Raw genomic sequence first — 24,192 nt, 5'->3', positions numbered from 1 at the left:
ATCTGAATTGCATTCTGCTGATAAAACAGCATCGCTTTGTCTGGTACAGGCTTAATTATCTGGGAGAATAAAATGGCCCTTCCCTTCGGTGTAATCGCTATTTATGTCGCATTAGCCGCTTGGGCATTAATATTAATCCGAGATTTGAAAAGAGGATCATTTGGACCTTTTTTATGGGTTGGCATTGCGTTGTTACTGGTGCTCAATATCCGGTATTTCATAGAAGGTGCGCCGGATGCGATAGCGTTCTTTATCGGTATTTATGATGTCCTTGACAATTTAGGAGTATCGGCAACGGGAGGGGCCGCCGCACTCGCCCCTTGTCCTGATAATGCCTGCACCGTATGGGGGGATCGATTTGTAAACCACCCCTCCTGGGGGGTGGCATTTCACGACCGTTTTCTGAACGGGTCAAATTTCCGCAATACTCTATTATATGTACATCTGGGTCTAAATTCGATTGTATTTGTGCTAATGCATATTCAATTGGCCAGAACCGGTTCTGGTGACCACAAGACCATGCATAAGTTACTCGGTCGCATTTCCTTTATTTGCCTAACGTTGGGTACAATCGCAGCTGTATGGCTTGCCTCACAACATGGCGATGTTAGTGAATATGGCGGAAATCTGTCAGTCTATGGGTTCTGGTTCATGTCATTTTGCGTTTACGGTTGTGCAGTGATGGGTGTTCTCGCCATTCGAAAAGGGGATTCTGTATCTCATCGTATATGGATGATCCGGTTTGTCGGGTCCATGTGGGGCGCGTTTTGGCTGTTTCGGGCAATGCTTCTGGTTACGGGTCCGCTAATGAGAAACTGGGAATCTGCGTCAATACTAACCTGCATCTGGTTTTCTGCACCGTTGGGTATTCTTATCGCTGAGATTTTCCGCAGACGGCTGGATCGCAGAGCAACTGTAGCCTTGAATACCAATTAACCGAACGATTGAAAGTCTTCGACTTAAATGGCATGCCACCGGGCGCACATAGTGCTTAATGAGGCAGGGAAAATTCGAGTATCTCCCCTGCCCGATAATTAGTCTTTGAATAATGTTAGAACGGTTTCACCGGATGCCCCATGAAGATGTTGTTTCAATTCGATAAAACCATATCCGTCATAAAATCGCCGACCTATCATATTTTTCTCAAATACTTCCACTTTTAACGGACCTTTCAATTCAAAAGCGTGATCGACTAATGCCCGGCCAAAGCCCTGTCCATGAAAAGCGGGATTAAGAAATAACCCCCCTATTTCATTTCCGATAAGGGCTGTGAAACCAATGTTGGTTCCATTATTCTCAAGAACCCAGGTCTCTGCATTGGGTAAATACAGGCTTCGCATATCATTCTCTACTCTTTTGACAAAGGCAGTCGGTAGAAACGGATGGGCGATGGCGTTGGCCATCCTCCAAATATTGATGAGGTTGTCAGTATCCTCTGGCTTAAAATGTCTGATCATGAGGAATATTTTCCTTAGCGATTATTTAACTGTGAACGGGCAGATGTAATTCCTAGTCGCGATGCGCGATATGGCTGGCCGTTTCTGGATTGAATGAAGCGTCTTTTCTTGAGGCGTTGAAAAATTTCAAACGTGCAGTCAGACAAGATATGTCCGTCCCGTGTGAAGCAGGTAATTTTATGCACTTTACCATTTTTACTTCTTTCGTGAAAAATGGCGCCACCTTGAGCAAGAGCGTGCAAAACGCGCTGCTCGTACTTTGATATATTCAATGGATTAACTCGATTTTAGTTGAGAAAACAACAAAGACTCCGCCAAGCTCATGGCTCGGGCGTCGCTTCGGTTTTAATTGTTCCTATGGGCTGGAACTAGCGGCTTACCGCAATCTCTAACATAAAATCTCCATAACCTGAGAGGAGTTGACCTCAGGCATTTCCCATATAACAATTTCTCGTATTTGGGGCAAGTGTAATATCTGATGCCGATAAATTTACGATTTTTCAATTGGCTATATATAGACTCATCCGATGGCAAGATATGTGTTTCTATTAATCGTCGTCCTGACCGGGACCTATTACTTTTACTCTGAGTACATTTCAGTACCAAAGCAGAAAACACGCGTTTTGTTTATCGGGAACAGCCTGACCTATACGAACGATTTACCGAAAATGATTTCCGAAATTGCCGATACGGGCGAGCGCAAGATGGACTACCAATCAATTACACCCGGCGGCAGTCGCTTAATTCAACATGCGCAAAACAAGAAAGTCTTGGATGAGCTGATGGAGGGCACTTGGGATTTCATTGTTTTGCAGGAGCAAAGCCAATATCCCGGATTTGCAGAGAAACAGCTTAAAAAATACGTTTACGCTCCGGCTAAAAAACTTGTTGAATTAGCCCGAAAAAGTAATCCATCTGCTGTAATTGTATTTTATATGACCATGGCCCGAAAAAAAGGTGATCCTGGAAACGCCCATATTTCATCTGACCTTAACAGCTATGGTGGGATGCAAAAAAGGGTCAATAGAGCATATCTAAGATTGGCGAAAATCAATAAATCCGATGTTGCGCCTGTTGGGGAAGCGTGGGAGTTTTTTCGGCTAAAACATCCCGGGATCGAGATATATTCCGATGATATTCACCCAAACGTCATCGGGACCTATCTCGCGGCCTGTGTATTTTACTCGACTTTTTTTGCACGACCCTGTACCGACACCAAAGTCCCCAAAACAGTCCCGCTTTCAATTGCGAAAGAGATCCAAAGCATTACAGACAAGGTCGTGTTGTCCACCAGCAACAAATGGCGTTGGACGCAACGGGATACTCTTCAGTCAATGGCTGACTGATGCCCTATTTTCCTTCTCCCGTCTCAGGTAAATCAGGTGATTTCTTTCCAATGGACTTCACGCGCTCTCGCGTTGTCTGGAACAGGTAATAAAGGATCGGAATATAGATTATACCGATGAGTGTTGCCGCCAACATACCGGTAAAAACGATCACACCAAGAGAAACCCGGCCCGCGGCCCCTGCCCCCGTTGCAAACACCAAAGGCAATACACCGAGGATAAAGGAGAAGGCAGTCATCATCACCGCGCGGAACCGCAATTTGGAGGCTTCGACAGTTGCATCAAAAATGCTGTGTCCGTCTTCTCTGAGTTCTTTGGCAAATTCAACAATAAGAATGGCATTCTTGCTGGCCAGGCCAATCAGTAACACCAGCCCGATTTGTGCATATATATTGAGCGGCAACCCGACAATTGTCGCTCCCAGCATTGCACCGACAATTGCCACGGAAACCGAAAGGATGACCGGTGCAGGTATGGACCAGCTTTCATATTGCGCAACGAGAAATAAATATACGAACAAGATCGCAAGGCCAAAAATCGACGCGGTTTGCCCGGCTGACTTGATTTCCTGAAACGTTGTGCCGGTCCATGACACGCCGTAGCCTTCAGGAAGTGTTTCCGAAGCCAGTTTTTCCATAGCTTGAATGGCCTGGCCAGAGCTGTATCCTGGAGAGCTGGATCCGCTAACGCTGGCGGACGGATAAAGATTATAACGGCTGATAGAGGGTGGGCCGACGCTCGGCTCCACGTCAATGAGCGAAGTAATCGGAACCATGTTACCGGTGTCCGAGCGCACATAGAGCTTATCGATATCCTCAATATCACTCCGGTCCGCTGCTTCAGCTTGAATCATTACGCGATATACACGACCGAACAAATTGAAATCGTTGACATAAAGCGAGCCCAAATTTGCCTGCAATGTCATAAAGACTTCCGAAATTGGAACGCCCAGAGCTTCTGTTTTATCGCGATTTACATCGATAAAGAGCTGCGGAGAGTTGGCGTTATACCGACTAAACACCCGCGAAACGACGGGGTCTTGGTTTGAGGCGATTAACAATCCGCCCAAGGCCGATTGAAGTTCTTGCGGCGATCGTGCTGCAAGATCCTGCAGTTCCATTTCAAAGCCACCAGACGTACCAAGCCCTGGAATCGGTGGCACGTTAAATGCCACAGCATTTGCATTTGGAATAGCGGCGAACTGTTGATTTATAGAGGTCAGAATAGTTTTCAGGCTTTTCTCGTCACCTTCCCGTTCATCCCAGTCTTCCAGGATACCGATGGCTAACGCGCCGTTGGAACCGGCCCCGGCAAGGAGACTAAAACCACTTACATATAGAACGTTGGTCACACCCGGTGTATCCAGGATTATCTTACGCACGTCTTCCATCACCTCTTCCGTTCGGTTGAGGGAGGCACCCGCAGGCAGCTGGATGTCCGCCATAAAAGCACCTTGATCTTCGGATGGAACAAATCCGGTTGGAAGGCTGGTGCCGAGCTTGTAACCAAGCGCAAGGGTCAAGCCCATGAGAATGATCGTTAGAATGATCCGTCGGGCGATTAAGGAAACCAGAGATCCGTATTTTTCCCGGCAATAGTCGATGATCTTGAAAAACCAGCCGATAAATCCTTTAGGGGGACCAAGCCTTTTCCGCAGGAGCAACGAACACAGAGCGGGGCTTAACGTAAGAGCATTGATAGATGAAATAAGTACGGCAACAGATATGGTTACCGCAAATTGTAAATATAAAACGCCGGTTATACCCGGAAGAAAACCCGTTGGAACAAACACGGCGAGCAACACTAAGGTGGTTGCAACAACTGGCCCGGTAATTTGCAGCATCGCTTTGCGGGTCGCCTCTGGCGGCGACATGTTTTCATCGTCAATCAATCGTTGGGTATTCTCAACAACAACAATGGCGTCATCAACGACCAGTCCGATTGCCAGAATTAGGGCAAACAGAGTGATAGTGTTAATGGTCATTCCGAAGAGTAAAAGGAAGGCAAAAGTACCGACCAGTGACACAGGTATGGCAATAAGCGGGATGAGTGCTGCGCGCCAATCACCGAGGAAAAGGAAGGTTACGATGGAGACAAGTGCCAGAGCCTGGAACAATGTCACAACCACTTCCTTGATTGAAACGCGGACATAATCTGTCGTGTCATAAAGGATCTCGTATTCTAAATCCTCCGGGAACCTCTCTGCCAGTAAATCCATTTCCTTGTAAATAGCATCTGCTGTTCCAAGTGCATTAGAACCAGGTGACTGGTATATGCCAATCATCGCTGTCGGCTGAGCATCATCCACCAGTGCGGTAGAGGTAAAATACTGTGCCGATATTTCTGTTCTCGCAACATCCTTGATACGCACGGTTGAGCCGTTTAAATTGGCTCGAATAATAATATTTTCAAATTCCTCTACCGAATTGAGCCGGCCTTTCGCTTCAAGGGTATATTGCCGCTGCTGAGGTCCATCAAAAGGCGGTGCACCGATTTGGCCGGCCGATGCCTGTATATTCTGACTTCTAATTGCATTGGCAACATCTGTTGCCGTTAACCCAAATCCGACTAAGCGATTGGTGTCTAACCAAATCCGCATGCTGTAATCAAGTTGGCCGAACTGACTGACATCTCCGACGCCATTGGTCCGTTTCAATGGGTCTTCAACGTTGATGGCCGCATAATTTGACAAAAACAACCGATCATAGGTCCCTTTGGGTGACACCAGATTGACCACCAACAGCATACTGGTCGACTGCTTTTGCGTTACCACGCCTTGCCTGGTGACATCTTCGGGCAATGAAGAGAGAGCTTGTGCCACACGGTTTTGGACATTCACTGTGTTAATGTCCGGATCAGTGCCAATTTCAAAACTTACAGTTAGAGAATACCCCCCGTTATTGTCACTTGTGGACGACATATAGATCATGTTGTCGACGCCATTTACCTCTCTTTCAATAACTGAGGCGACAGTATCGATCACGACTTGTGCATTGGCTCCGGGATAGCTGGTCGTAACTTGCACAACGGGTGGCGTAATGTTCGGAAATTGCTCAATCGGTAATGCCTTGAGGCCGATCAAGCCTACAATGGTCAACACAATAGAAATAACAAATGCAAACTTTGGGCGGGTTATAAAGAAGGCTGAAAACACGGCTTAATCCTTAGATGTATCTGTGGATGGAGCGTTTTTTGCCGCTACTTTTTGTCCTGGCCTCACCTTTTGAAGCCCTTCAACAATTACTTTATCACCTTCGGCAAGCCCGTTCTTAACTGTAAAATCCTCGCCAACTTTTCGGCCTATCTGTATATTTTTTACCGCTACCAGGTCCTCATCACCAACAACAAGGACATAACGTCCTGCCTGATTTTCAAGCACTGCAACTTGAGGAACCAGTAACTCCTCTTGTGATTCAAGAGTATCCCAGCTCATCGTTACATATTGGTTCGGAAATAAAATTCTGTCCGGATTAGGAAAGGTCGCTCGAACCGTAATTGTATCCGTTGTCGGATCAACCTTGTTGTCAACGAAATTGATTGTCCCCGTATGGTCATACTCATCACCATCAGACATCTGGAGGGTAATTTTCAGCTGTTCCGCGCTCCCTTCGGAATGGGTTTTCCGATATTCCAATAAATCCTTTTCACTGACCGCAATAGAGACATAAATTGGGTCAAAGCGGTAAACCTGCGCTAATAATCCGCTGGAAGAATTTACCAGGTTACCGATCGTTATTTCGGTTTTACCTATCCGGCCGGGTATTGGTGTAGAAATTGTCGTGTAGGAAAGATTTAGCTCCGCCTGACTGAGATCCGCTTTAAGCTTTTTAATATTTGCCGTCGCGTTAGTTGCAGTCGCAAGATACTCATCCCGCTTCGCCTCGCTGATATTTCCTCGTTTTATCAACTCATTGGCACGAGCCAAATTCTGCTGCGCTTCTTTTAGCGTGCCCTTGGCGCCCTCTATTTCTGCCTTTATTCTATCAATATCATTTTGATATTGTGCAGTTTCAATTTGAAAGAGTTTTGTTCCAGCTTCAACGTATTCGCCATCGGTGAAGTTCTTTTCTGTAATAAAACCTTCCACCCGGCTAACCGCATCAAATCGATCAATAGCCTCAACCCTGGCAACAAAAGTGATGTTCTGCGTCGTTTCTTTCTTCGATATTACCTGTGTGGTTACACCGACAAGTGGCGCTGATTTCTGAGTGGTTGCTGCTTTGTCATCGCAGGCAGAGATTAACAAAAGCAAGAGTGCTGCGAAGGGGAAGAAAAGAAAGTGTTTTGTAAGCATTTTTGTTCTCTGCAAGAAATTTTTGTCAGGGTCGAGTATCAATATTACTGCTAGGCTAACCTAATTCTCCGATCATGGTAAGTGACATTATCCATAACATTAGTATTACTTTATTTTAATCACAGAGAATGGCTGGATTTTTAATTTTGGATTTTATTCATTTCCAGGCATTTACGTAAATACTACGAAATATTCCCAGGTTTCGATGTCAAACAACCTTAGTATTAGAAAAGAAAACTTTACTGTCGAACAATTCATTGCAGAATTATTGGAACCTCTTAGAATATTGGATCCAGCTGTGTCTGATGTAATTTGGAGTAGATAAGATGGGCGACCAGATTGACGAGATTACTATTGTTGGCGGTGGAACTGCGGGCTGGCTAACGGCAGCATTCCTTGTTCGATATATGAATCTAAGGTCAGAAGAAAAACCAACGAAAATAACACTCATTGAATCTCCAAATGTGCCGACCATCGGTGTCGGTGAAGCCACAGTGCCAACCATGGTATCGCTTTTGGCAAGCCTGGGTATTTCTGAAAAAGAGTTTTTTAAGAGATGTAATACGACCTTCAAGCTTGGCGTTCGGTTTACCAATTGGAATCATGATGCCAATGGACAAGCAACGTCGTTTTATCACCCGTTTGAAACAACTGATTCACAATTAGCAGGTCAAAATCCAGCTTATCATTTTCACAAATATGGCGGTCCACCCGGCAGGGAAAATATTGACCAATGTTTTTCCGTCTGCGTTGCAGCCATTGAGAAGAAGCTCGGACCAAAGGGTTTGGATCACGGCGATTATGAAAAACACCTAAATTATGCTTACCATCTCGACGCTGGGCGTTTTGCAGAATTTTTAAAAGAAGTATCCATTGAACGTGGCGTAAATCACGTGCTCGATGATGTTGATGATGTTGAGCAAGATGACCGTGGTTTCATCTCGGCACTGCAATTGCAGCGTCAAGGGCGCCGTCCGGTAGAACTTGTGATCGATTGCACGGGCTTTCGCGGCGTCATCATAAACCAGGTATTGAAAGTCCCTTTTCACGATTACAGCAAATATCTATTGAACAATCGAGCCCTTGCTGTTCAAATTCCACATCGAGACTTGGAGAATATCGAGCCCTGCACGACGTCAACTGCCTTGGGCGCAGGATGGGTGTGGCGAGTCCCGCTCTATAATAGAATTGGTACAGGCTATGTCTTTTCCAATAATTTCAGAACAGATGAAGAAGCAACGGTGGAATTTCTATCTCACCTTGGTGAAGATGGAAAAGATGCAGAACCGAGGGCCATTCCTATTCGTGTTGGACGATTGGATCGGGCCTGGGAGAAAAACTGTGTTGCAATTGGATTGTCCGCCGGCTTCATCGAGCCATTGGAATCCACAGCCATTTATATGATTGATAATTTCGTGAAACTGCTGATGGTCAATTTCCCCGATAAAAATTTCGCTCCGGGCCTGGCCAAACGATTTAATGATGATACTGAAAGGATGATGGAAGATATTCGAGATTTCATCATCCTGCACTATTGCGCCAACAACCGACAAGATAGCGAGTATTGGAGGGTTGCGCGAGAAGAGATGGTCATCCCTGACAGCTTGCGGACCAGACTTGATGATTTCAAGCACACGATGCCTGTCACGACGGATTTTGACCGTTCATTTTTATTTGAAAATTCCAGTTATCTTCTGGTCCTGGGTTCGAAAGGCTATTTTGACGGCGTTAAATTTCCGGCCGAACGGTTTATCTCTAAACCTGATTGGGACCGCAGAATGGCGGAAACTGATGTTCATGAAAATCGAATATTGTCGAAATTACCAAATCACTATGAATTATTGCGAAGTTTTCGAGGTGAGACACCGGAACCCATTGCGAGTACTGGTGTATCATTCGGCGGTTTCCAAGGATATCAGCCAACTGTCGGAACGCCTGGATCTCAGGCAACTGTAAATTTTGGTACCGCCGCAATGAAACCGACTATTAAGTTTGCGAAAAAAGACAAGGATGATGAGGATTTATCAGGCTCGAATATATTGTAGGGCTTTCAACGCGACACTATTCTGGTTTAACGGTGTATCGAAAATCGCAATGGGATGCGCCCTGCATAATCGTTTGGGTGCGTTCAAGATTGATTTTCGGATCATAGCCATTGCAAAAAGTGCCATCCCGACCACAGGATAAAAGATGTCCAATTTCGGATAGGCCCATTTCTTTATACATTTCGGCGTAGCGACACCTGGTCACATTATAATCGATGGCATCTTCCGTTTCTTTTAATATATCAAGTTCCAACGCGCCGCCGGCAGTCCATTGGGGTAACAACGAGTGAAAGCTTGACAAGGATGTTGGCTCTGCCTGGCTTTCGGCATAAGCTTTGCCTTGCTTCACGGCATCTTTTCGAATGGCAGTTCCCAAAATGTCTTTTGCCTTATCCGCGCCGAGTTCAGCAACCATCTCCTCGAATATTGGTTTAATTATATTAGCTTCAATTCTGCGCTGCTCCAGGATAGGAAGATCAGTTTTACTCATAGTTTCCTCATTTGTTTTTGCTCTTTAATATTACTTTGATATCGAAAGTAATGCCAGGCTCGCTTAGTTACTACTATAGTAGAATGTAAAATCGTCTCAATGTTTTGTCTGTTTGGAGAGGTCCATGACTGCCACTAAAATTGGTATTATAATAGGAAGTAACCGTAAAATATCACAATCTGGTAGAATAGCCGAGTTTGTTCACTCTCTTATAAATAACCTGCAAGCTAATGTTTCCGTTGATTTATTTTCTGTTCGGGATATGAATTTGCCATTATGGAGCGAGGAAAAATGGCAATCTAACAGTAGCTTGGTTGACTTATGGAAACCGTTTTCCAGTCGGCTGAAGGAATGTGATGGCTTTATCGTGATTTCTCCGGAATGGGCGGGCATGGCCCCTCCCCACTTAAAGAATTTCCTGCTTATGTGCGATGGCGGAGAACTAGCCCATAAACCCGGCCTTCTGATTGGCGTGAGTTCAGGGTTCGGCGGAGCCTACCCGGTCGCGGAACTTCGCATGAGCGGCTATAAAAACAATTTTCTGTGGTGGCTGCCTGATCATGTGATTTTACGCCATGTTGAAAGCCTTTTCGTCGAAGAGCCCCCGACGAAACTGGACGTCAACATGACCAATAGATTGAACTATTCCTTGGAGTTTCTAGTTGAAACAGCGATAGCCATGGCGCCAGTCAGGGAAAAAGTGCAAAATCTCGCGACTTACAAACATGGAATGTAACATTACTTTGACGGCGCTAAACTTTGCCGATCAAATCCCGCTAGTTTTTTATACTTCAAAGCGACATCTTCCAAAATAGTTCGTGAAATACAGGAATGCACAGGTCCGCAATGCCCCGAACATGTTTCATGAACCATCTGCATGACTTGCTCCGGCCCTGTTTGCCGGTTTGCCAATATAATTTTTGATGTTGGTTCCAGACGCGCTCTTTCATATGCTTGCAATGCCTCCGTAATATTTGAAGAGGAGGCTAAAATATCAGTAAAGGTTAAGGCATCCAGCACGCCTTGCGATACTCCGTTTGAACCGTTGGGATACATGGCATGGGCCGCATCCCCCATTAATGTTACTCTCTCAAAACTCCATTTCGGCAAAGGGTCTCGATCAATCATCGGAAATTTGTGAATTGATATTGCGTTTTCAAATAGCTCTTGAATATCCAGCCAGCCCAAATCCCAATCGGAAAATTCACCTTGAAATTCACCGAGTAAGCCAAGTTCATTCCAGTCTCCTTGCCGTTCAGCAAGATCAGAAGGCATACGCCGCTCGGCAATCCAGTTAATATACGATTTTCCGCGGGTGGCACTTTCTTTCCTGATTGGATATGCCACTAACTTCAAATCATTGTGACCAGCCATAAACATGGACCGGCCATCAAGAAATGGGTCCATCTCAGTAACACCGCGCCAGAGCATTTGGCCGGAATATTTTGGGGCGCCTTCGGTGGGGTAGTAATGCTGACGAAGAGTCGAGTTTATTCCATCTGCCCCGATCAGGAAATCGCCAGTTACTCGTGCTTTTTCATCGCCAGATTTTCGATCGATAAAAGTTGCTGTTACATTCTCGTTCGATTGCGATAAATCGGCGAAATGATGCCCCGATTTTATGTTTTCCGCCCCCAAACGTTGCCGTGCATGCTCAAGCAATATCATGTGGAAATCGCCCCGATGAATGGAAAATTGCGGCACTTCATATCCCGCAGCCAATCCCCGCGGTTCCTTCCAGATCGTTTTTCCGTCAGCACTAAAGTAAGCCAGGCTAGACGTCTCGATCGCTACTTTTCTCAAATCATCCAGCAAACCCAATTTGGAAAGATTAACGACAGAATGCGGTAACAGGTTTATCCCTACACCGAGGGGTTTAATTTCTTCAACACTTTCAAATACTTGAGCAGCTATGCCTTTTTGATGGAGTGCAAGCGCTGCAGTCAGGCCAACCAAGCCACCTCCGACGATTATGCCGTTCTTTTCACCCTGTTTCATAAGCCGACTCTCTCAATGTTCTCAAAATCCTGAAACTGTCAAACCGTCATCGACTTCCAGAATGGAGCCATTCATAAAATCTGACCCTGAACCGGCGAGCAATAACAAAGCTCCGTCCAGCACGTTCGGCTCGCCGACCCGCCGTCCAGGGAGTTTACTGATGAGTCGTTTCCCGGAATCAGTTTCCCAGTAGTCCTGGTTGAGGCCGGTCACGATATATCCCGGGTTGATGCAATTAACACGAATTTTATATCTTCCCCACTCATCTGCGAGGGCTTTCGTCATGTGTTTAACAGCAGCTTTGGACATACAATAAGCGATGTTTTGTTTAAGAACACGGTTCGCAGCGACAGATGCAATATTGATTATCTTGCCCCCTTCTCCGCGTTTTATCATGCTTTTACCAACGGCTTGTGCGACAAAAAAAGTACCTTTGGCATTGGTATCCATGACGAAATCGAAATCTGTTTCTGTAACTTTCTCTGACGGACTCTGAGCACTCACGCCGGAATTATTAACCAGAATATCAATGGGCCCCAATTCAGTTTCTGAAACAGCAACGCCAGCATTTATACTGTCGACATCTGTTACATCCATCCGAACCGGCAAAGCTCGACCATCGAATGACTGGATATCCCTCGCGAGTGATTCAAGCTTGTCCACACTTCGCGCTGCCAGCGAGACCTTGGCCCCGGCTCTTGCCAAAGTTAATGCAAATTGCCATCCGAGGCCTGATGACGCACCGGTTACAAGGGCATGTTTACCCGCCAATTGATGTTGGGAAGTCATGGACGCCTCCATTAATTACTGGATTTATAATTGTTGTTGTTTGCATGATTTATGCTCTTGTCACCAAAATCAAGGTTCATTTTACGATATGCTTATGCCAGGTACCGTTTAGTCCTTACAAATTGTTAATTTTTTTCAGGTTTACTGGGCGTTCGACAAAATCGGAGACACGATTAATGCCTTATATCGCTAATTTGCTGATTGTAACAGACAATGACCAATCTGAACTATGCCCGGCTTTGAGCAAAGCTGGGTATTTGTGTCGTTACATTTCTTTTTCGAAAATGCTTGATGGAAAAATCGGCGAAGAAGCTTTTGATCTGCTCATTGTTGATAGCGAACATAATACCGCAAATGTTAATATTGAACATATTGCAAGTTTCGCCGATTTAAACGGCTTTTCCATACTGGTAATTGGGGAAACGGATGTTCAGTGCCATGCATCCACATTGTCCCCTGGATATTGTGACCTGGAACTCCTCTCTCGTGTTTCGTCGCTCGTCAGGCTTGAAAATATGCAGCAAGAACTGCATCGGCGCATCCTCTCGACAGAAACTTATGGCATTGATCTTAGCGACTTAGAGAAACCCTATGACGACATTTCCGATACACATATTCTGATAATCGGAAACAAAAGTCTAATTCTGGGCAATATACTTCTTAGATTGGATTGCCGGGCGAAAATTCAGATTTTGAAAGACCCGGAAACAGCCATTGAAGAGCTACGAAAACAAGAGTTTGATGCTGTGATATTGTCTGGCACCGGTCACGGAGATCGAAACTTACGGCTTGCCAACGAAATTAGAAGCGATAGTCGATTTTATAACTTACCCATGATCATGGTCCTTGAAAACGCTGAGAATAGAGAAGCTGCCTATATACACGGTGTTTCCGACATAGTTCTTCATGAAACTGAAATGGATACGCTGATCAACCGTGCGACTGTCCAGATTTTGCAATATAGATATCGATCAGCCATGCAGAAATTATTCCGTGTAACCAAGCCGCATCCTCTTGCTGATGGACCGACAGATATGTACTCGTTTGGGTTCATGAAGACACATCTTCCGAAAATGATGGCAGAGCATGATCAGCGGAAGAAAACTATGTCTGTCGCCAGCTTGAAAATCACTAATCTGGAAGCGGTCAATTCCAGTTACGGATTCTCCTCTGGTGATCAACTCTTGCGACAAGTAGGATCGGCGATTTTTTACCTGGTTCGAGGTGAAGATTTTTGTGGACGATATGAGAACGGTCATTTTGTCGTGGCACTCCCGGGTACGCGGGAGAAAGAGGCGAATATTGCACTGCGGCGCCTTGTCGGTGTAATCCGGAATACTGAATTTGCCCTCAAAGGTGCCTCTGTTCCGATAAAAGTGGAACTAGAATTTGGTCTTGCTGAAGCAGAGCCAAATGAAGCACTGGAAGAAATCCTGACCCGGGGTTTCCTGTATGAACAAAAAGACGAACAAGCGGCTTAAGATTCAATTTAGACTGATCATTCCAATTTAAGCTTGTTTATGGGTCTGAGCTTTCCTATGTTAGTTCTATGAAAATTGACATAGTCTCAGATACGGTTTGCCCATGGTGTTTTATCGGCAAGCGTAAATTGGAAAAAGCATTGGCTCAGCGTCCGGATATGGATGTCGAGATTACCTGGCGACCTTTCCAACTTCACCCCGATATGCCTCTTGAAGGCGCAGATCGTAAAGAATTCATCGCACAAAAATTTGGCAGTCATGAGCGGGCCAAGGAACTATATGCCAATGTAAAAATGGCGGGTGATGCGGTCGATATTCCCTTTAATTTTGATAAAATCGAACGATCTCCCAATACCTTGGATTCTCATCGACTGCTGCGTTGGTCCGAGTCGGCTGGTTGCCAGGATGCTATGGCGGAAATCCTCTTTAGGCGGTTTTTTATTGATGGAGAAGATCTTGGGGATCGAGCGGTTTTAATCGCGGCGGCAACCGAAGCTGGTATGGACCAGGATTTGGTGAAAGACCTTTTGGAAAAAGATGCTGATCTTGAAACCGTTCGTCAAGAGGATCAGATGGCGCGCCAGATGGGAGTTTCAGGCGTTCCCTTCTTTATAATCAATGACAAATATGCCCTTTCAGGAGCGCAAGACCCCGCGGCCTTTCTGGCTGCCTTTGATCAAGTAGAAGCTGATCAGGCCAAGGATGGCAGCTAGAATTTCGGATTAAGCGGCATTAGCAATTTTCGCTAGGTTTTGAGCAAGCCACAAGACACCTTTGAGCCTGTCGTCCGGGTGTTTCCAATCCCGCGTATGGACGAGCTTATGATCTCCCCTGATTTTTGTCGCTCCAGGCTGCTTTGAAATAAAGGCAACCAGACCACCGGGATTACCAAAGTTATTCTCACGGAAGGACAAAACGGCCCCTTTTGGTCCCGCTTCAATCTTTTCAATATTTGCCGTCCGACAAAAATGTTTGATTGTCATGATTTCTATCAGGTGATTGACTTCATCAGGCAACGGTCCAAAACGATCTACAAGCTCGACAGCAAAAGCGTTAATTTCCTCCGCCGTTTCCTGAGCTGCAATTCGTCGATACAATTCCATTCGCAAGCTAAGATCAGCAACATAATGCTCGGGAATCAAAACCGATGTACCGATATTGATACTGGGTGACCATTTGTCATCAGCTTGACTGACATCGTGACCAAGCTCGGTTTCCCGGGCGGCAGCCACTGCTTCTTCCAGCATTTGCTGATACAATTCAAAGCCAACTTCCTTAATATGCCCTGATTGTTCATCTCCCAGTAGATTGCCGGCACCCCGAATATCAAGATCATGGCTTGCAAGTGTAAATCCGGCGCCCAGGGTATCCAGCGATTGCAATACGCGTAGCCGTTTTTCAGCCGCATCCGTCAATCGTTTGCGGGGCGGAAGCGTTAGATAGGCATAGGCACGTGTTTTAGACCGCCCGATACGCCCCCTGATTTGGTAGAGCTGCGCAAGGCCGAACATGTCCGCCCGATAGGTAATCAAAGTATTGGCGGAGGGTATATCAAGGCCGGATTCAACGATGTTTGTGGCAACAAGTACGTCGTAAGCACCCTCATAGAAGGCGTTCATGACTGTATCGAGCTCTTTTGCAGGCAATTGTCCGTGAGCCGTAACGTATTTCACTTCAGGTACATGTTCGCGGAGATATTCGCCAACCTCTTTCAAATCACTTAATCGGGGGCATACAAAAAAACTTTGGCCGCCTCTATAATGCTCTCTCAATAAAGCTTCACGGATTACTACCGGGTCAAACGGAAGGACAAATGTGCGAATTGCCAAACGGTCAACCGGAGGAGTTGCAATAATCGATAAATCACGAATACCTGTCATTGCTTGTTGAAGAGTACGAGGAATTGGCGTGGCAGTCAGGGTAAGTACATGCAGGTCTGCCCGCATTTCCTTCAGGCGTTCTTTATGGACAACACCAAAATGCTGTTCTTCGTCAACAATGACCAAACCCAGATTCTTAAACTTCACGGAATTACCAAGCAATGCATGAGTGCCGATAACAATGTCGACAGTTCCAGCAGACAAGCCGGCCTTGGTGAGGTTCGCTTCTTTTGTCGTGACCATCCTTGACAATTGGCCAATATTTACGGGGAGGTTCTTGAACCTGTCCACAAATCCCTTGTAATGCTGTCGTGACAAAAGTGTGGTCGGCGCAACAATAGCAACTTGCTTGCCGGCCATTGCGGCGGTGAACGCTGCCCGCAGGGCAACTTCCGTTTTTCCAAACCCAACATCGCCGCAAATGAGGCGGTCCATGGCTTTGGCTGTCCCCATGTCGGTCAGGGTATCATCAATCGCTTTAAGTTGATCATCGGTTTCCTCGAATGGAAATCCGGCGCAAAATTCGGCGTATAATCCTTCAGCGGGTATTAGTTTCTCAGCTTTACGAAGTTGACGTGCCGCCGCGATTTTGATCAATTGATCAGCCATTTCCATGACTTTTTTCTTCAACTTTGCCTTGCGTGCCTGCCACCCGGATCCACCAAGTTTATCAAGCGTCGCCGACATATCACTGCCGCCATAACGCGACAGCATTTCGATATTTTCCACGGGCAGGTATATTTTATCACCGCCAGCGTAAAGCAACGTTACGCAATCATGGGGAGCGCCTGAGATATCGATTGTCGTCAGGCCCTCATATTGTGCAATTCCATGATCCATATGGACGACGTAATCGCCGGGAGAAAGCTGCGAGGCTTCAGCAATAAAATTTTCGTTTCGGCGTGAAAGTTTGCGGGGTCGAACTAGCCGATCACCAAGTACATCCTGCTCGCCAATGATTGTTAGTTCAGGTGTCTCAAATCCCTTTTCCAACCCGAGAACAGATAAAACCGGAATGTTGGGGCCCGACTGAATTTGAGAAAAATTGTCGGCCTTTTGAACCGGCTCTATTCCATGGTCAGCCAGAACCGTGAGATTTCTAGCTCTGGATCCTTCGGAAAAATGCGTAAGGATAACGAGTTTGTTCTCCCCAATCTTTTCAATAATATGCTTTTTTACATGTTCATAAATATTGGTGTCAGGCAAATTTCGTTCCGGGCCAAAATCCCGCCCGAGACTGCCATTTGCGTCAATAACGTCGTTCGCTATTGTGCCTGATCTGAAAGGAGTGAACTGGCATAAACTTTTTTGGCCAATATTTTCCTTCCATTCTTCCGCATCCAAATAAAGAGTATTTGGGAGCAAAGGTTTATAATCCGCTCCCATGGTTGGCGCGGCGTCTCTCCTACTCTCGAAATAATCCGAAATTGTATCCAGACGAGCCTCGAGGGCTTCCTCGACTAAATGATCCAGATAAATCTGTGCGTCCGGCAAATAATCAAAAACAGTTGCCATGCCCTCATGAAACAATGGCAACCAATGTTCCATGCCCGCATGCCGCCGTTTTTCACTGACGGCTTCATACAATGGATCTTCTTGTGTAACCGTACCAAAATGCGACCGATATTCGGTGCGAAAACGGCTGACCGCGTCATCATTTAGCAAAAACTCCGATGCGGCAGTGAATTCAAGCGATACAATCTTTTCCGTCGAACGCTGGGACAAGGCATCAAAGGTTCTGATGGAGTCCACTTTTTCACCGAAAAGATCCAAACGTACCGGGTTTTCTCTTCCTGGCGGAAAAATGTCGATTAAACCACCGCGAACGGCAAATTCACCGGGCTCCATGACTGTCCCGATGCGAGAGAACCCGTTTGAAATCAAGTAAGATGTCAAGTCCGGCAGGCTTACTCTATCACCAATTTTAATATTCAGAAGGCTGTTCACAACCATCTCAATTGGCGGTACGCGTTGCAGGATCGCATTGATTGTCGTGAGAAAAACCCGAGGACCCCTGTCAATTTCTCGCATTTGCCCCAAAGTCGTCATCCGATGCGCGACAATTTCCGGATTAGGAGAGACCCGGTCATATGGCAGGCAATCCCATGCCGGGAAAGTGACGACTTCGACAGTTGGATTAAAGAACTTGAGGGCGGCCTCTGTCGAAGCCATACGAACATCTTCTCTCAACACATAGAGGATATCTTTTTCAGAGGATTCAATGAGTTTGGACAGCAAATAGGCATCATAACCTTCCGGAACAGATTCAACAGAAAAACTGTTTTTCTGAGAAGCAAGTTCGGAAATTCGGGAGCAGATCTGCGAAAACAAAGGCGAGGTCATTAAATTACGGCGTAACCCTATGGTCAAACTGGCTGAATTTTTTAAGTAAAGTCATGACATTAGTATCATATTCTACCGGAACAGGCTCTCTCCCCACGGCCCAGACATAAATATTAGGGTCACCGGCAGCTAAAAGTGCCTCATAAATATCCAGTTCTTTATCTGAAAATTCATCCACATATTTGTTGGCAAATCCCCCTAAGAGAATATCTGTCTCTTTCATCCCTGTATATCGGGATCGATGGATGAGTCGTCTGCGGCGAATGCTAATATCTTCGATCATATGGTGAACTCTTATTGAATGATTAAATGGATATAGCCTGTCTTTTTCTTACTGTCAGCAGGAAGTGACAAAATTCAATATTTTTTGACTGTTGCATTGACCTCCCCCTTCCCGCATTTCACAATATATAAAATACAAGTTAGGAATATACATTGCGGCCAGAAATTTTATTCAGCTTGTTCAATCCAGTGAACAAATTAGCCGGAATTGGCCCGCGGCTTAGTAAACTTATTGAAAAGGCCGCCGGACCGAACTTAATTGATCTGACGTGGCATTTACCAACAGGATTGGTTACGCGCGAAAATCTTGAAATGCTATCTCCGGAATTTGTGGACCGGGAAGTTCTCTTGGTTGTCGATGTCCTGAAACATATCCCATCACGTAATCGCCGGGCGCCCTATCGGATAAACTGTTTAATCGGTGAGGAAAACCTGACACTGGTTTTCTTCAATGGACGAGAAGACTATTTAAGACGGCAACTACCCGAGGGTGAGAAACGCAAGATAAGTGGTAAATTGGAGGATTTTAACGGCGCGTACCAAATGACTCATCCTGATCACATTGCGACTCTGGCCGAAGAGAGCTCCATTCCATTGTTTGAGCCTGTTTATCCACTGACGGCAGGGTTGACGAACCAAACATTCATAAAAGCTAACCGCCAGATTTTTCCATCTCTGCCTGATTTACCCGAATGGAACGATCAGCCGCTATTATTGCGGGAAGATTGGTCGGAATGGAAAGAGAGTATTGTTAAAGCACATTCGCCGACATCCGAAGCGGATTTTGACCGAACAAACCCCGCCCGAGAACGGTTAGCTTATGATGAGCTTCTTGCCAATCAATTGGCACTTGAACTGGTTCGAAGAAGTATGAAACGTAAACCGGGCAGAGCTCTTCATGGCGATGGCGCTTTGCTCAAGGAAGTAAGAAAAGCTTTGTCCTTCTCGCTAACTTCGGCGCAAGAATCGGCATTAGATGAAATCATTTCTGATATGGGGGCTCCCCATAGAATGCTTCGCCTTTTACAGGGAGATGTCGGAAGCGGGAAAACAGCCGTTGCTTTGCTTGCCATGATACGCGCGGTCGAAGCAGGCGCTCAGGCAACTATTATGGCCCCTACTGAAATACTGGCGCGTCAGCATTTTGCTTCGATAGAACCGTTGGCAACCCAGATAGGCTTAAATTGTGTTCTCATTACAGGACGCCTAAAGGGAAAAAAGAGGGATGTAATACTTGCTGATTTGGCCAGTGGCACTGTTAATTTGGTTATTGGAACCCATGCGCTATTTCAGGAAGATGTTGCGTTTTACGATTTAGGCCTTGCGATCATTGATGAACAGCACCGTTTCGGGGTCCACCAAAGATTGGCTTTAAGTGATAAAGGGCGAAAGGAGAACGGCGGTGTAGACGTTCTCGTTATGACGGCGACACCCATTCCACGAACGCTGGCCCTAACGGCTTATGGTGATATGGATGTTTCCATTATTGCAGAGAAGCCACCAGGCCGGAAGCCAATTGATACGCGCGCGTTGAGTATTGAAAGACTGGATTCTGTTGCAGAAGGCTTAAGCCGGAAGCTACAAACAGGTGAAAGAATTTACTGGGTATGTCCGTTAGTGGAGGAATCGGAAGTACTGGAAGTGGCTGCCGCTGAAGAACGATTTGAATATCTAAAACATCTCTATGGTGATCAAGTCGGCCTAATCCATGGGCGCATGAAATCCGATCTCAAAGACGAAACAATGCACTCCTTTATGTCCGGAGAGATAAAAATACTTGTAGCGACCACAGTAATTGAAGTTGGTGTGGATGTGCCAGAAGCAACAGTAATGATCATTGAGCATTCGGAACGGTTTGGCTTGGCACAATTGCACCAACTGCGAGGCCGCGTGGGCCGTGGCGGGCTTCCCGGGAGTTGCCTGCTGTTATATGTGTCACCACTAGGCGAAACGCAAAAAGCCCGGCTTGCTATTATGCGTGAAACAGAAGACGGATTTCAAATTGCCGAAGAAGACCTAAGATTGCGCGGTGCCGGTGAATTGCTAGGTACACGGCAAAGCGGGCTCCCGGTCTTTAGGCTCGCAGATTTACAATCGCATTCTCGCCTATTGTCGATTGCTCGGGATGATGCGCGCCTGATATTAGAAAAAGATGAAACCTTATCAACAGACCGGGGTCAGGCGCTACGGGTTCTGCTGTATCTATTTGAAAGAGACAACGCTATTAAATATTTGAATTCAGGATAACAATTTATCCTGACCACTTTGGTTCTTTTGTGTTTCTTTGTTCTTGCTCGGTAAATCCTCCGGCCAGATCATACCAGCTGAGATGACCAGCTTAACACCCTCTTCCACCGTCATATCAAGGTATTTCAAGTCACTTTTAGGCACGAAAAGAAGAAAGCCGGATGTCGGATTGGGTGTTGTCGGCATAAATATACTAATCATGTCTTCGTCTCTTGTGGCGTCGACTTCACCTTTAGCCTGGCTCGTCACAAAAGCAACTGCCCATATACCCTTTCGCGGGTACTCAAGAAGCACGACATCGCGAAATGATGTACTTGATTGGGCAAGGACGGTTTCCATAATTTGCTTCAAGGCATTATATATGGAACGTACTATGGGCATCCGGCCGACAATTCGCTCGCCAAAAACAAGAAATGCCCTACCTAAATAGTTTGCCGTTAGAAAGCCAATTAAAACGAGAACAAAAACGGCAATAAAAACACCTAAACCCGGAATACTGAACGGCAAATAGGTTTCCGGATTGTATTTAACCGGAACTAACGGTGTTACGTTTGCATCCACGAATGAGACAAAAACATATGTCAGGTATATGGTGATCGCGATCGGAGCAGTAACTACAATACCTGTTAAAAAATATGTACGTAGCCGCGCAAACAAGCCAACTTTCGGTGCCGGAGCAACCAGAATCGGCTTTTTTTCCGCGTCAAGATCATCTGTATCAGTCGTTTTTTTCTTCATAGCCTTGTCTTCATTCCTCATTCACCCGGAACCGAACTCTCGCTTATATAAGCAGTTTAAGCGCGCGGACAATAACATTAACAGGCCCGGTCGTCTTACGAATTCTTTAAACTTGATAAAATCGTCTCGTAAACCTCCTATTAACAATGTTTTTCTATGATTGGAGCCAGTTAAAGTTATCAACTTCTGAGAAAATTTTCGTTTGATATGACAACCACAAATGTAAATAGGCTGATCTGGCCAGGATTGTTATTTTCGCTTTTCATACTCTCATTTTCGATGGGTTGGATTGCCCCTTCAGTTGCAGTTTTCCTGCTTCTTGGAGTATTGATAGCAACACTGTTCTACAGTCTTATTTTCTGGGAGAAAATGACTACTCTTGTCGTTCCTGAAAAATCATCTGGCACTCTATTCGATATAGTAATGGAAAACCTGCCTATTGGAATATGTGTTTTTGACGAAAACTTGAATCTTTTGAGATGGAATGAAAATTACCTCGACATTATGGAAATTGAAAAGAGCCAGGTTACCGGCCCCATTCATTTTCGAGACTTGCTGGCAATAAACTATGACAAGTATCGGTCGGCAGGCTCCAGTAAAGATAAATTTATTGATCTGTGTTTAAAAGATGCACAATCGGGCACCACAAGAAAGATTGATCGCACCTTTAAAAATGGCAAGATCGTAGAAATTACATTTAATCCAAGTCCCCAAGGTGGCTTTATATCTACATCAACAGATGTCACGTCCAGTCGCTTGTCTGAAAAAGCGATGAGGGAGAATGAGGATCGCTATCGCAGAATGGTTGAGCTGTCGCCAGATTCAATTGTTGCACATCAAGATGGTATTATTCTGTACGTAAACAATACAGCTGTTAAAATGTTCAAAGCTGAAAGTCAGCACGATTTAATAGGCACACATATACGGCCCTTTTTTCCTTTCTCAGACATGGAGAGATTATCTGCCTATTTTGGCAGTGCTGAAAAAATGACGTCTGGGGAAACATTGACGGCGGAGAAAACAAAAGTAATTGTTAAAAACGGTGACCAAACTGACGTGGAAGTAGAAGCTTCTGTATTGATGTATGGCGAACGACAAGCTCTTCAATTGATTATACGTGATATTTCATCACAGGTTCAAATCGAAGAATTTCTCGAACATGCAAAAGAAGAAGCAGAGTATGCTTCCCAGCTCAAAGGAACGTTCCTCGCCAATATGAGCCATGAACTCCGAACGCCCTTGAACGCGGTAATAGGCTTTTCCGAGGTGATTAAGAGCCAGTTATTCGGAGAGGTAGGATCACCCAAGTATCTTGAATACGCCCAGGATATTCATGACAGTGGTAATCACCTGCTTGAACTGATTAATGACATTCTCGATTTCTCGAAAATTGAGTCTGGAGAACAAGGCATTAATGAAGAAGACATTGAAATAGATATGCTGGTTACAGAATGTGTTCGTTTGACCCAGCAGCGCGCTATCGATAACGATATCAATATTAAACTCGAGTTTGATCCGTTGTTGCCGCAGGTTTTTGGCGATCGAAGAATGCTTAAGCAGATTCTTATAAATCTACTTTCCAATGCGATAAAATTTACACCGTCTGGTGGACGTATTATCACTTCAGTCAAAATACCCGATGAATCAGGTCTTGAAATCAGCGTCACGGATAACGGTATCGGTATTAAACATGATGATATTGTAAAAGCGCTAACACCTTTTGTACAAATCGACAGCGAGCATAATCGAAAATATCAAGGCACGGGCTTGGGGTTACCGTTATCAAAGAATCTTGCGGAAATGCACGACGGCAAACTTGAACTACAAAGTGAATATGGTTCAGGTACTATTGTGTGCCTTACCTTGCCAAAATCACGCGTTCGGCAAAAAGCAGCATAAACATAGCCCAATTTTGATATTCGCCCTGTATCCCTGACATACCTATTGCCATTTAATGCCATTCAGCCGAATATCCTTTTCAAAAATAAGGGGAAGAAAGTATGAGGCTACAAGATAAAGTTGCTATCGTAACAGGCGCGGGTTCAGGATTTGGTGAAGCAATGGCAACATTGTTTGCCGCAGAGGGTGCCAAGGTCGTCGTAAGCGATATTAACGCTCAAGCGGCCGCAAAAGTCGCGAAGGCAATAACGGACCAGGGAAATATTGCCGTAAGCAATACAGCAGATGTTACCAACGCAAGTGATGTTGAAGAGCTCGCGCAGCAAACACTACGTAATTTTCAAAAGATTGATATTTTAGTCAATAACGCTGGAATGCCGCAACGCGCCGGATCCATGTTTGATGTCGATGACGATACTTTTCAAAAGATCTTCGACGTAAATGTGAGAAGTATCTTTCTTACAACTAAGGCAATCGTTCCCCATATGCTAGCTAACGGGGGGAACATAATAAATATTGCCTCAACCGCAGCCCTAAGTCCCCGCCCTGGTCTAACTTGGTACAATGCCAGTAAAGGTGCTGTCGTAACAATGTCCAAATCGATGGCCATTGAACTTGCTCCGCAACAGGTAAGGGTGAATTCACTCTGTCCGGTATTTGCGCATACGCCAATGGCCGTGGAATTTATGGGCGGAACGGACACTCAGGAAATTCGGGACAAGTTTGTCTCAAGTATTCCGCTAGGCAGAGAAAACACGCCAAGAGATCTTTCTCACGCGGCATTATGGCTCGCCTCTGACGATGCTTCTTTCATTACAGGTGTCGCACTTGAAGTCGATGGAGGGCGTTGTATCTAGGCTTCGACAGAATGGATACCGGGTGCCTTGGCACCCGGTATAGATG

19 protein-coding genes are annotated in these 24,192 nt (G+C 45.5%); 9 read left to right on the top strand and 10 right to left on the bottom strand.

The genetic code is table 11. From position 1 onward, the window contains the following. Positions 1-72: 72 nt before the first annotated feature. A complete protein-coding gene (locus NBZ79_RS10060) occupies positions 73-936 on the top strand; it encodes a DUF2306 domain-containing protein (RefSeq protein WP_251932253.1) in 864 nt (287 codons plus the stop codon). Between the two features lie 98 nt (positions 937-1,034). Here NBZ79_RS10060 and NBZ79_RS10055 read toward each other — a convergent pair whose 3' ends face one another. Then, a complete protein-coding gene (locus tag NBZ79_RS10055; RefSeq protein WP_251932252.1) occupies positions 1,035-1,457 on the bottom strand; it encodes a GNAT family N-acetyltransferase in 423 nt (140 codons plus the stop codon). 14 nt (positions 1,458-1,471) lie between these two features. Then, the gene (locus NBZ79_RS19685) at positions 1,472-1,699 is read right to left on the bottom strand and encodes a YjhX family toxin (protein WP_476749705.1); all 228 of its coding nucleotides are present in this window, start codon (positions 1,697-1,699) and stop codon (positions 1,472-1,474) included. A 285-nt stretch (positions 1,700-1,984) separates the two neighbouring features. On the opposite strand from NBZ79_RS19685, the gene NBZ79_RS10050 reads away from it, so the two are divergent. Next, positions 1,985-2,803: an SGNH/GDSL hydrolase family protein gene (locus NBZ79_RS10050; RefSeq protein ID WP_251932251.1), complete on the top strand. Its 819-nt coding sequence runs from the start codon at positions 1,985-1,987 to the stop codon at positions 2,801-2,803. 4 nt (positions 2,804-2,807) lie between these two features. On the opposite strand, the gene NBZ79_RS10045 is transcribed toward NBZ79_RS10050, so the two are convergent. Further along, positions 2,808-5,957: an efflux RND transporter permease subunit gene (locus NBZ79_RS10045; RefSeq protein WP_251932250.1), complete on the bottom strand. Its 3,150-nt coding sequence runs from the start codon at positions 5,955-5,957 to the stop codon at positions 2,808-2,810. 3 nt (positions 5,958-5,960) lie between these two features. Then, entirely contained in the window at positions 5,961-7,097 is a 1,137-nt protein-coding gene (locus NBZ79_RS10040; RefSeq protein WP_251932249.1) for an efflux RND transporter periplasmic adaptor subunit, read from the bottom strand. 326 nt (positions 7,098-7,423) lie between these two features. Between NBZ79_RS10040 and NBZ79_RS10035 the strand changes: the two genes are divergently transcribed. Continuing rightward, a complete protein-coding gene (locus NBZ79_RS10035) occupies positions 7,424-9,142 on the top strand; it encodes a tryptophan halogenase family protein (protein WP_251932248.1) in 1,719 nt (572 codons plus the stop codon). Between the two features lie 16 nt (positions 9,143-9,158). On the opposite strand, the gene NBZ79_RS10030 is transcribed toward NBZ79_RS10035, so the two are convergent. After that, positions 9,159-9,632, bottom strand: coding sequence for an L-2-amino-thiazoline-4-carboxylic acid hydrolase (locus tag NBZ79_RS10030; protein ID WP_251932247.1), 474 nt, complete (start codon positions 9,630-9,632; stop codon positions 9,159-9,161). Positions 9,633-9,756: 124 nt separating this feature from the next. Here NBZ79_RS10030 and NBZ79_RS10025 point away from each other — a divergent pair, with 124 nt between their 5' ends. Further along, positions 9,757-10,368 (top strand): NADPH-dependent FMN reductase, encoded by a 612-nt coding sequence (locus NBZ79_RS10025; RefSeq protein WP_251932246.1) that lies wholly within the window; start codon positions 9,757-9,759, stop codon positions 10,366-10,368. 2 nt (positions 10,369-10,370) lie between these two features. On the opposite strand, the gene NBZ79_RS10020 is transcribed toward NBZ79_RS10025, so the two are convergent. Together NBZ79_RS10020 and NBZ79_RS10015 are read right to left on the bottom strand one after the other, a co-directional pair. Beyond that, a complete protein-coding gene (locus NBZ79_RS10020) occupies positions 10,371-11,630 on the bottom strand; it encodes a flavin-dependent oxidoreductase (RefSeq protein ID WP_251932245.1) in 1,260 nt (419 codons plus the stop codon). Positions 11,631-11,651: 21 nt separating this feature from the next. Then, a complete protein-coding gene (locus NBZ79_RS10015) occupies positions 11,652-12,419 on the bottom strand; it encodes an SDR family NAD(P)-dependent oxidoreductase (protein ID WP_251932244.1) in 768 nt (255 codons plus the stop codon). 176 nt (positions 12,420-12,595) lie between these two features. Between NBZ79_RS10015 and NBZ79_RS10010 the strand changes: the two genes are divergently transcribed. Both NBZ79_RS10010 and NBZ79_RS10005 read left to right on the top strand, forming a co-directional pair. After that, on the top strand, positions 12,596-13,900 hold the full coding sequence (locus NBZ79_RS10010; RefSeq protein WP_251932243.1) for a diguanylate cyclase domain-containing protein: 1,305 nt from the start codon (positions 12,596-12,598) through the stop codon (positions 13,898-13,900). Between the two features lie 68 nt (positions 13,901-13,968). Beyond that, positions 13,969-14,613: a DsbA family oxidoreductase gene (locus NBZ79_RS10005; protein ID WP_251932242.1), complete on the top strand. Its 645-nt coding sequence runs from the start codon at positions 13,969-13,971 to the stop codon at positions 14,611-14,613. 9 nt (positions 14,614-14,622) lie between these two features. Here the strand turns inward: NBZ79_RS10005 and mfd are convergent, their stop codons facing one another. Both mfd and NBZ79_RS09995 read right to left on the bottom strand, forming a co-directional pair. Further along, the gene (mfd, locus tag NBZ79_RS10000; RefSeq protein ID WP_251932241.1) at positions 14,623-18,123 is read right to left on the bottom strand and encodes a transcription-repair coupling factor; all 3,501 of its coding nucleotides are present in this window, start codon (positions 18,121-18,123) and stop codon (positions 14,623-14,625) included. A 4-nt stretch (positions 18,124-18,127) separates the two neighbouring features. Further along, on the bottom strand, positions 18,128-18,406 hold the full coding sequence (locus NBZ79_RS09995; RefSeq protein WP_251932240.1) for an FAD assembly factor SdhE: 279 nt from the start codon (positions 18,404-18,406) through the stop codon (positions 18,128-18,130). 152 nt (positions 18,407-18,558) lie between these two features. Here NBZ79_RS09995 and recG point away from each other — a divergent pair, with 152 nt between their 5' ends. Then, entirely contained in the window at positions 18,559-20,652 is a 2,094-nt protein-coding gene (gene recG / locus NBZ79_RS09990) for an ATP-dependent DNA helicase RecG (protein WP_251932239.1), read from the top strand. Here recG and NBZ79_RS09985 read toward each other — a convergent pair. After that, positions 20,644-21,390: a DUF502 domain-containing protein gene (locus NBZ79_RS09985; protein WP_251932238.1), complete on the bottom strand. Its 747-nt coding sequence runs from the start codon at positions 21,388-21,390 to the stop codon at positions 20,644-20,646. The two genes, recG and NBZ79_RS09985, sit on opposite strands and share 9 nt — an antisense overlap. Positions 21,391-21,597: 207 nt before the next feature. Here NBZ79_RS09985 and NBZ79_RS09980 point away from each other — a divergent pair, with 207 nt between their 5' ends. Both NBZ79_RS09980 and NBZ79_RS09975 read left to right on the top strand, forming a co-directional pair. Further along, complete coding sequence (locus NBZ79_RS09980) at positions 21,598-23,289, top strand: ATP-binding protein (protein WP_251932237.1); 1,692 nt, start codon at positions 21,598-21,600, stop codon at positions 23,287-23,289. Between the two features lie 101 nt (positions 23,290-23,390). Next, positions 23,391-24,146, top strand: a complete 756-nt coding sequence (locus NBZ79_RS09975; protein ID WP_251932236.1) for a glucose 1-dehydrogenase — start codon at positions 23,391-23,393, stop codon at positions 24,144-24,146. Positions 24,147-24,192 lie beyond the last annotated feature (46 nt).

It is taken from the genome of Sneathiella marina, from assembly GCF_023746535.1.
Taxonomy (GTDB): domain Bacteria; phylum Pseudomonadota; class Alphaproteobacteria; order Sneathiellales; family Sneathiellaceae; genus Sneathiella; species Sneathiella marina.
This window is presented reverse-complemented; position numbering and strand designations above follow the sequence as displayed.

Excerpts from the sequence above, each read along its gene's own strand:
- NBZ79_RS09985 (WP_251932238.1), bottom strand. The coding sequence starts at position 21,390 with ATGAAGAAAAAAACGACTGATACAGATGATCTTGACGCGGAAAAAAAG.
- NBZ79_RS10030 (WP_251932247.1), bottom strand. The coding sequence starts at position 9,632 with ATGAGTAAAACTGATCTTCCTATCCTGGAGCAGCGCAGAATTGAAGCT.
- NBZ79_RS10020 (WP_251932245.1), bottom strand. The coding sequence starts at position 11,630 with ATGAAACAGGGTGAAAAGAACGGCATAATCGTCGGAGGTGGCTTGGTT.
- NBZ79_RS10015 (WP_251932244.1), bottom strand. The coding sequence starts at position 12,419 with ATGACTTCCCAACATCAATTGGCGGGTAAACATGCCCTTGTAACCGGT.
- NBZ79_RS10025 (WP_251932246.1), top strand. The coding sequence starts at position 9,757 with ATGACTGCCACTAAAATTGGTATTATAATAGGAAGTAACCGTAAAATA.
- mfd (WP_251932241.1), bottom strand. The coding sequence starts at position 18,123 with ATGACCTCGCCTTTGTTTTCGCAGATCTGCTCCCGAATTTCCGAACTT.
- NBZ79_RS10040 (WP_251932249.1), bottom strand. The coding sequence starts at position 7,097 with ATGCTTACAAAACACTTTCTTTTCTTCCCCTTCGCAGCACTCTTGCTT.
- NBZ79_RS09975 (WP_251932236.1), top strand. The coding sequence starts at position 23,391 with ATGAGGCTACAAGATAAAGTTGCTATCGTAACAGGCGCGGGTTCAGGA.
- NBZ79_RS10060 (WP_251932253.1), top strand. The coding sequence starts at position 73 with ATGGCCCTTCCCTTCGGTGTAATCGCTATTTATGTCGCATTAGCCGCT.
- NBZ79_RS10055 (WP_251932252.1), bottom strand. The coding sequence starts at position 1,457 with ATGATCAGACATTTTAAGCCAGAGGATACTGACAACCTCATCAATATT.
- NBZ79_RS10035 (WP_251932248.1), top strand. The coding sequence starts at position 7,424 with ATGGGCGACCAGATTGACGAGATTACTATTGTTGGCGGTGGAACTGCG.
- NBZ79_RS09980 (WP_251932237.1), top strand. The coding sequence starts at position 21,598 with ATGACAACCACAAATGTAAATAGGCTGATCTGGCCAGGATTGTTATTT.
- NBZ79_RS10010 (WP_251932243.1), top strand. The coding sequence starts at position 12,596 with ATGCCTTATATCGCTAATTTGCTGATTGTAACAGACAATGACCAATCT.
- NBZ79_RS10050 (WP_251932251.1), top strand. The coding sequence starts at position 1,985 with ATGGCAAGATATGTGTTTCTATTAATCGTCGTCCTGACCGGGACCTAT.
- NBZ79_RS09995 (WP_251932240.1), bottom strand. The coding sequence starts at position 18,406 with ATGATCGAAGATATTAGCATTCGCCGCAGACGACTCATCCATCGATCC.
- NBZ79_RS10005 (WP_251932242.1), top strand. The coding sequence starts at position 13,969 with ATGAAAATTGACATAGTCTCAGATACGGTTTGCCCATGGTGTTTTATC.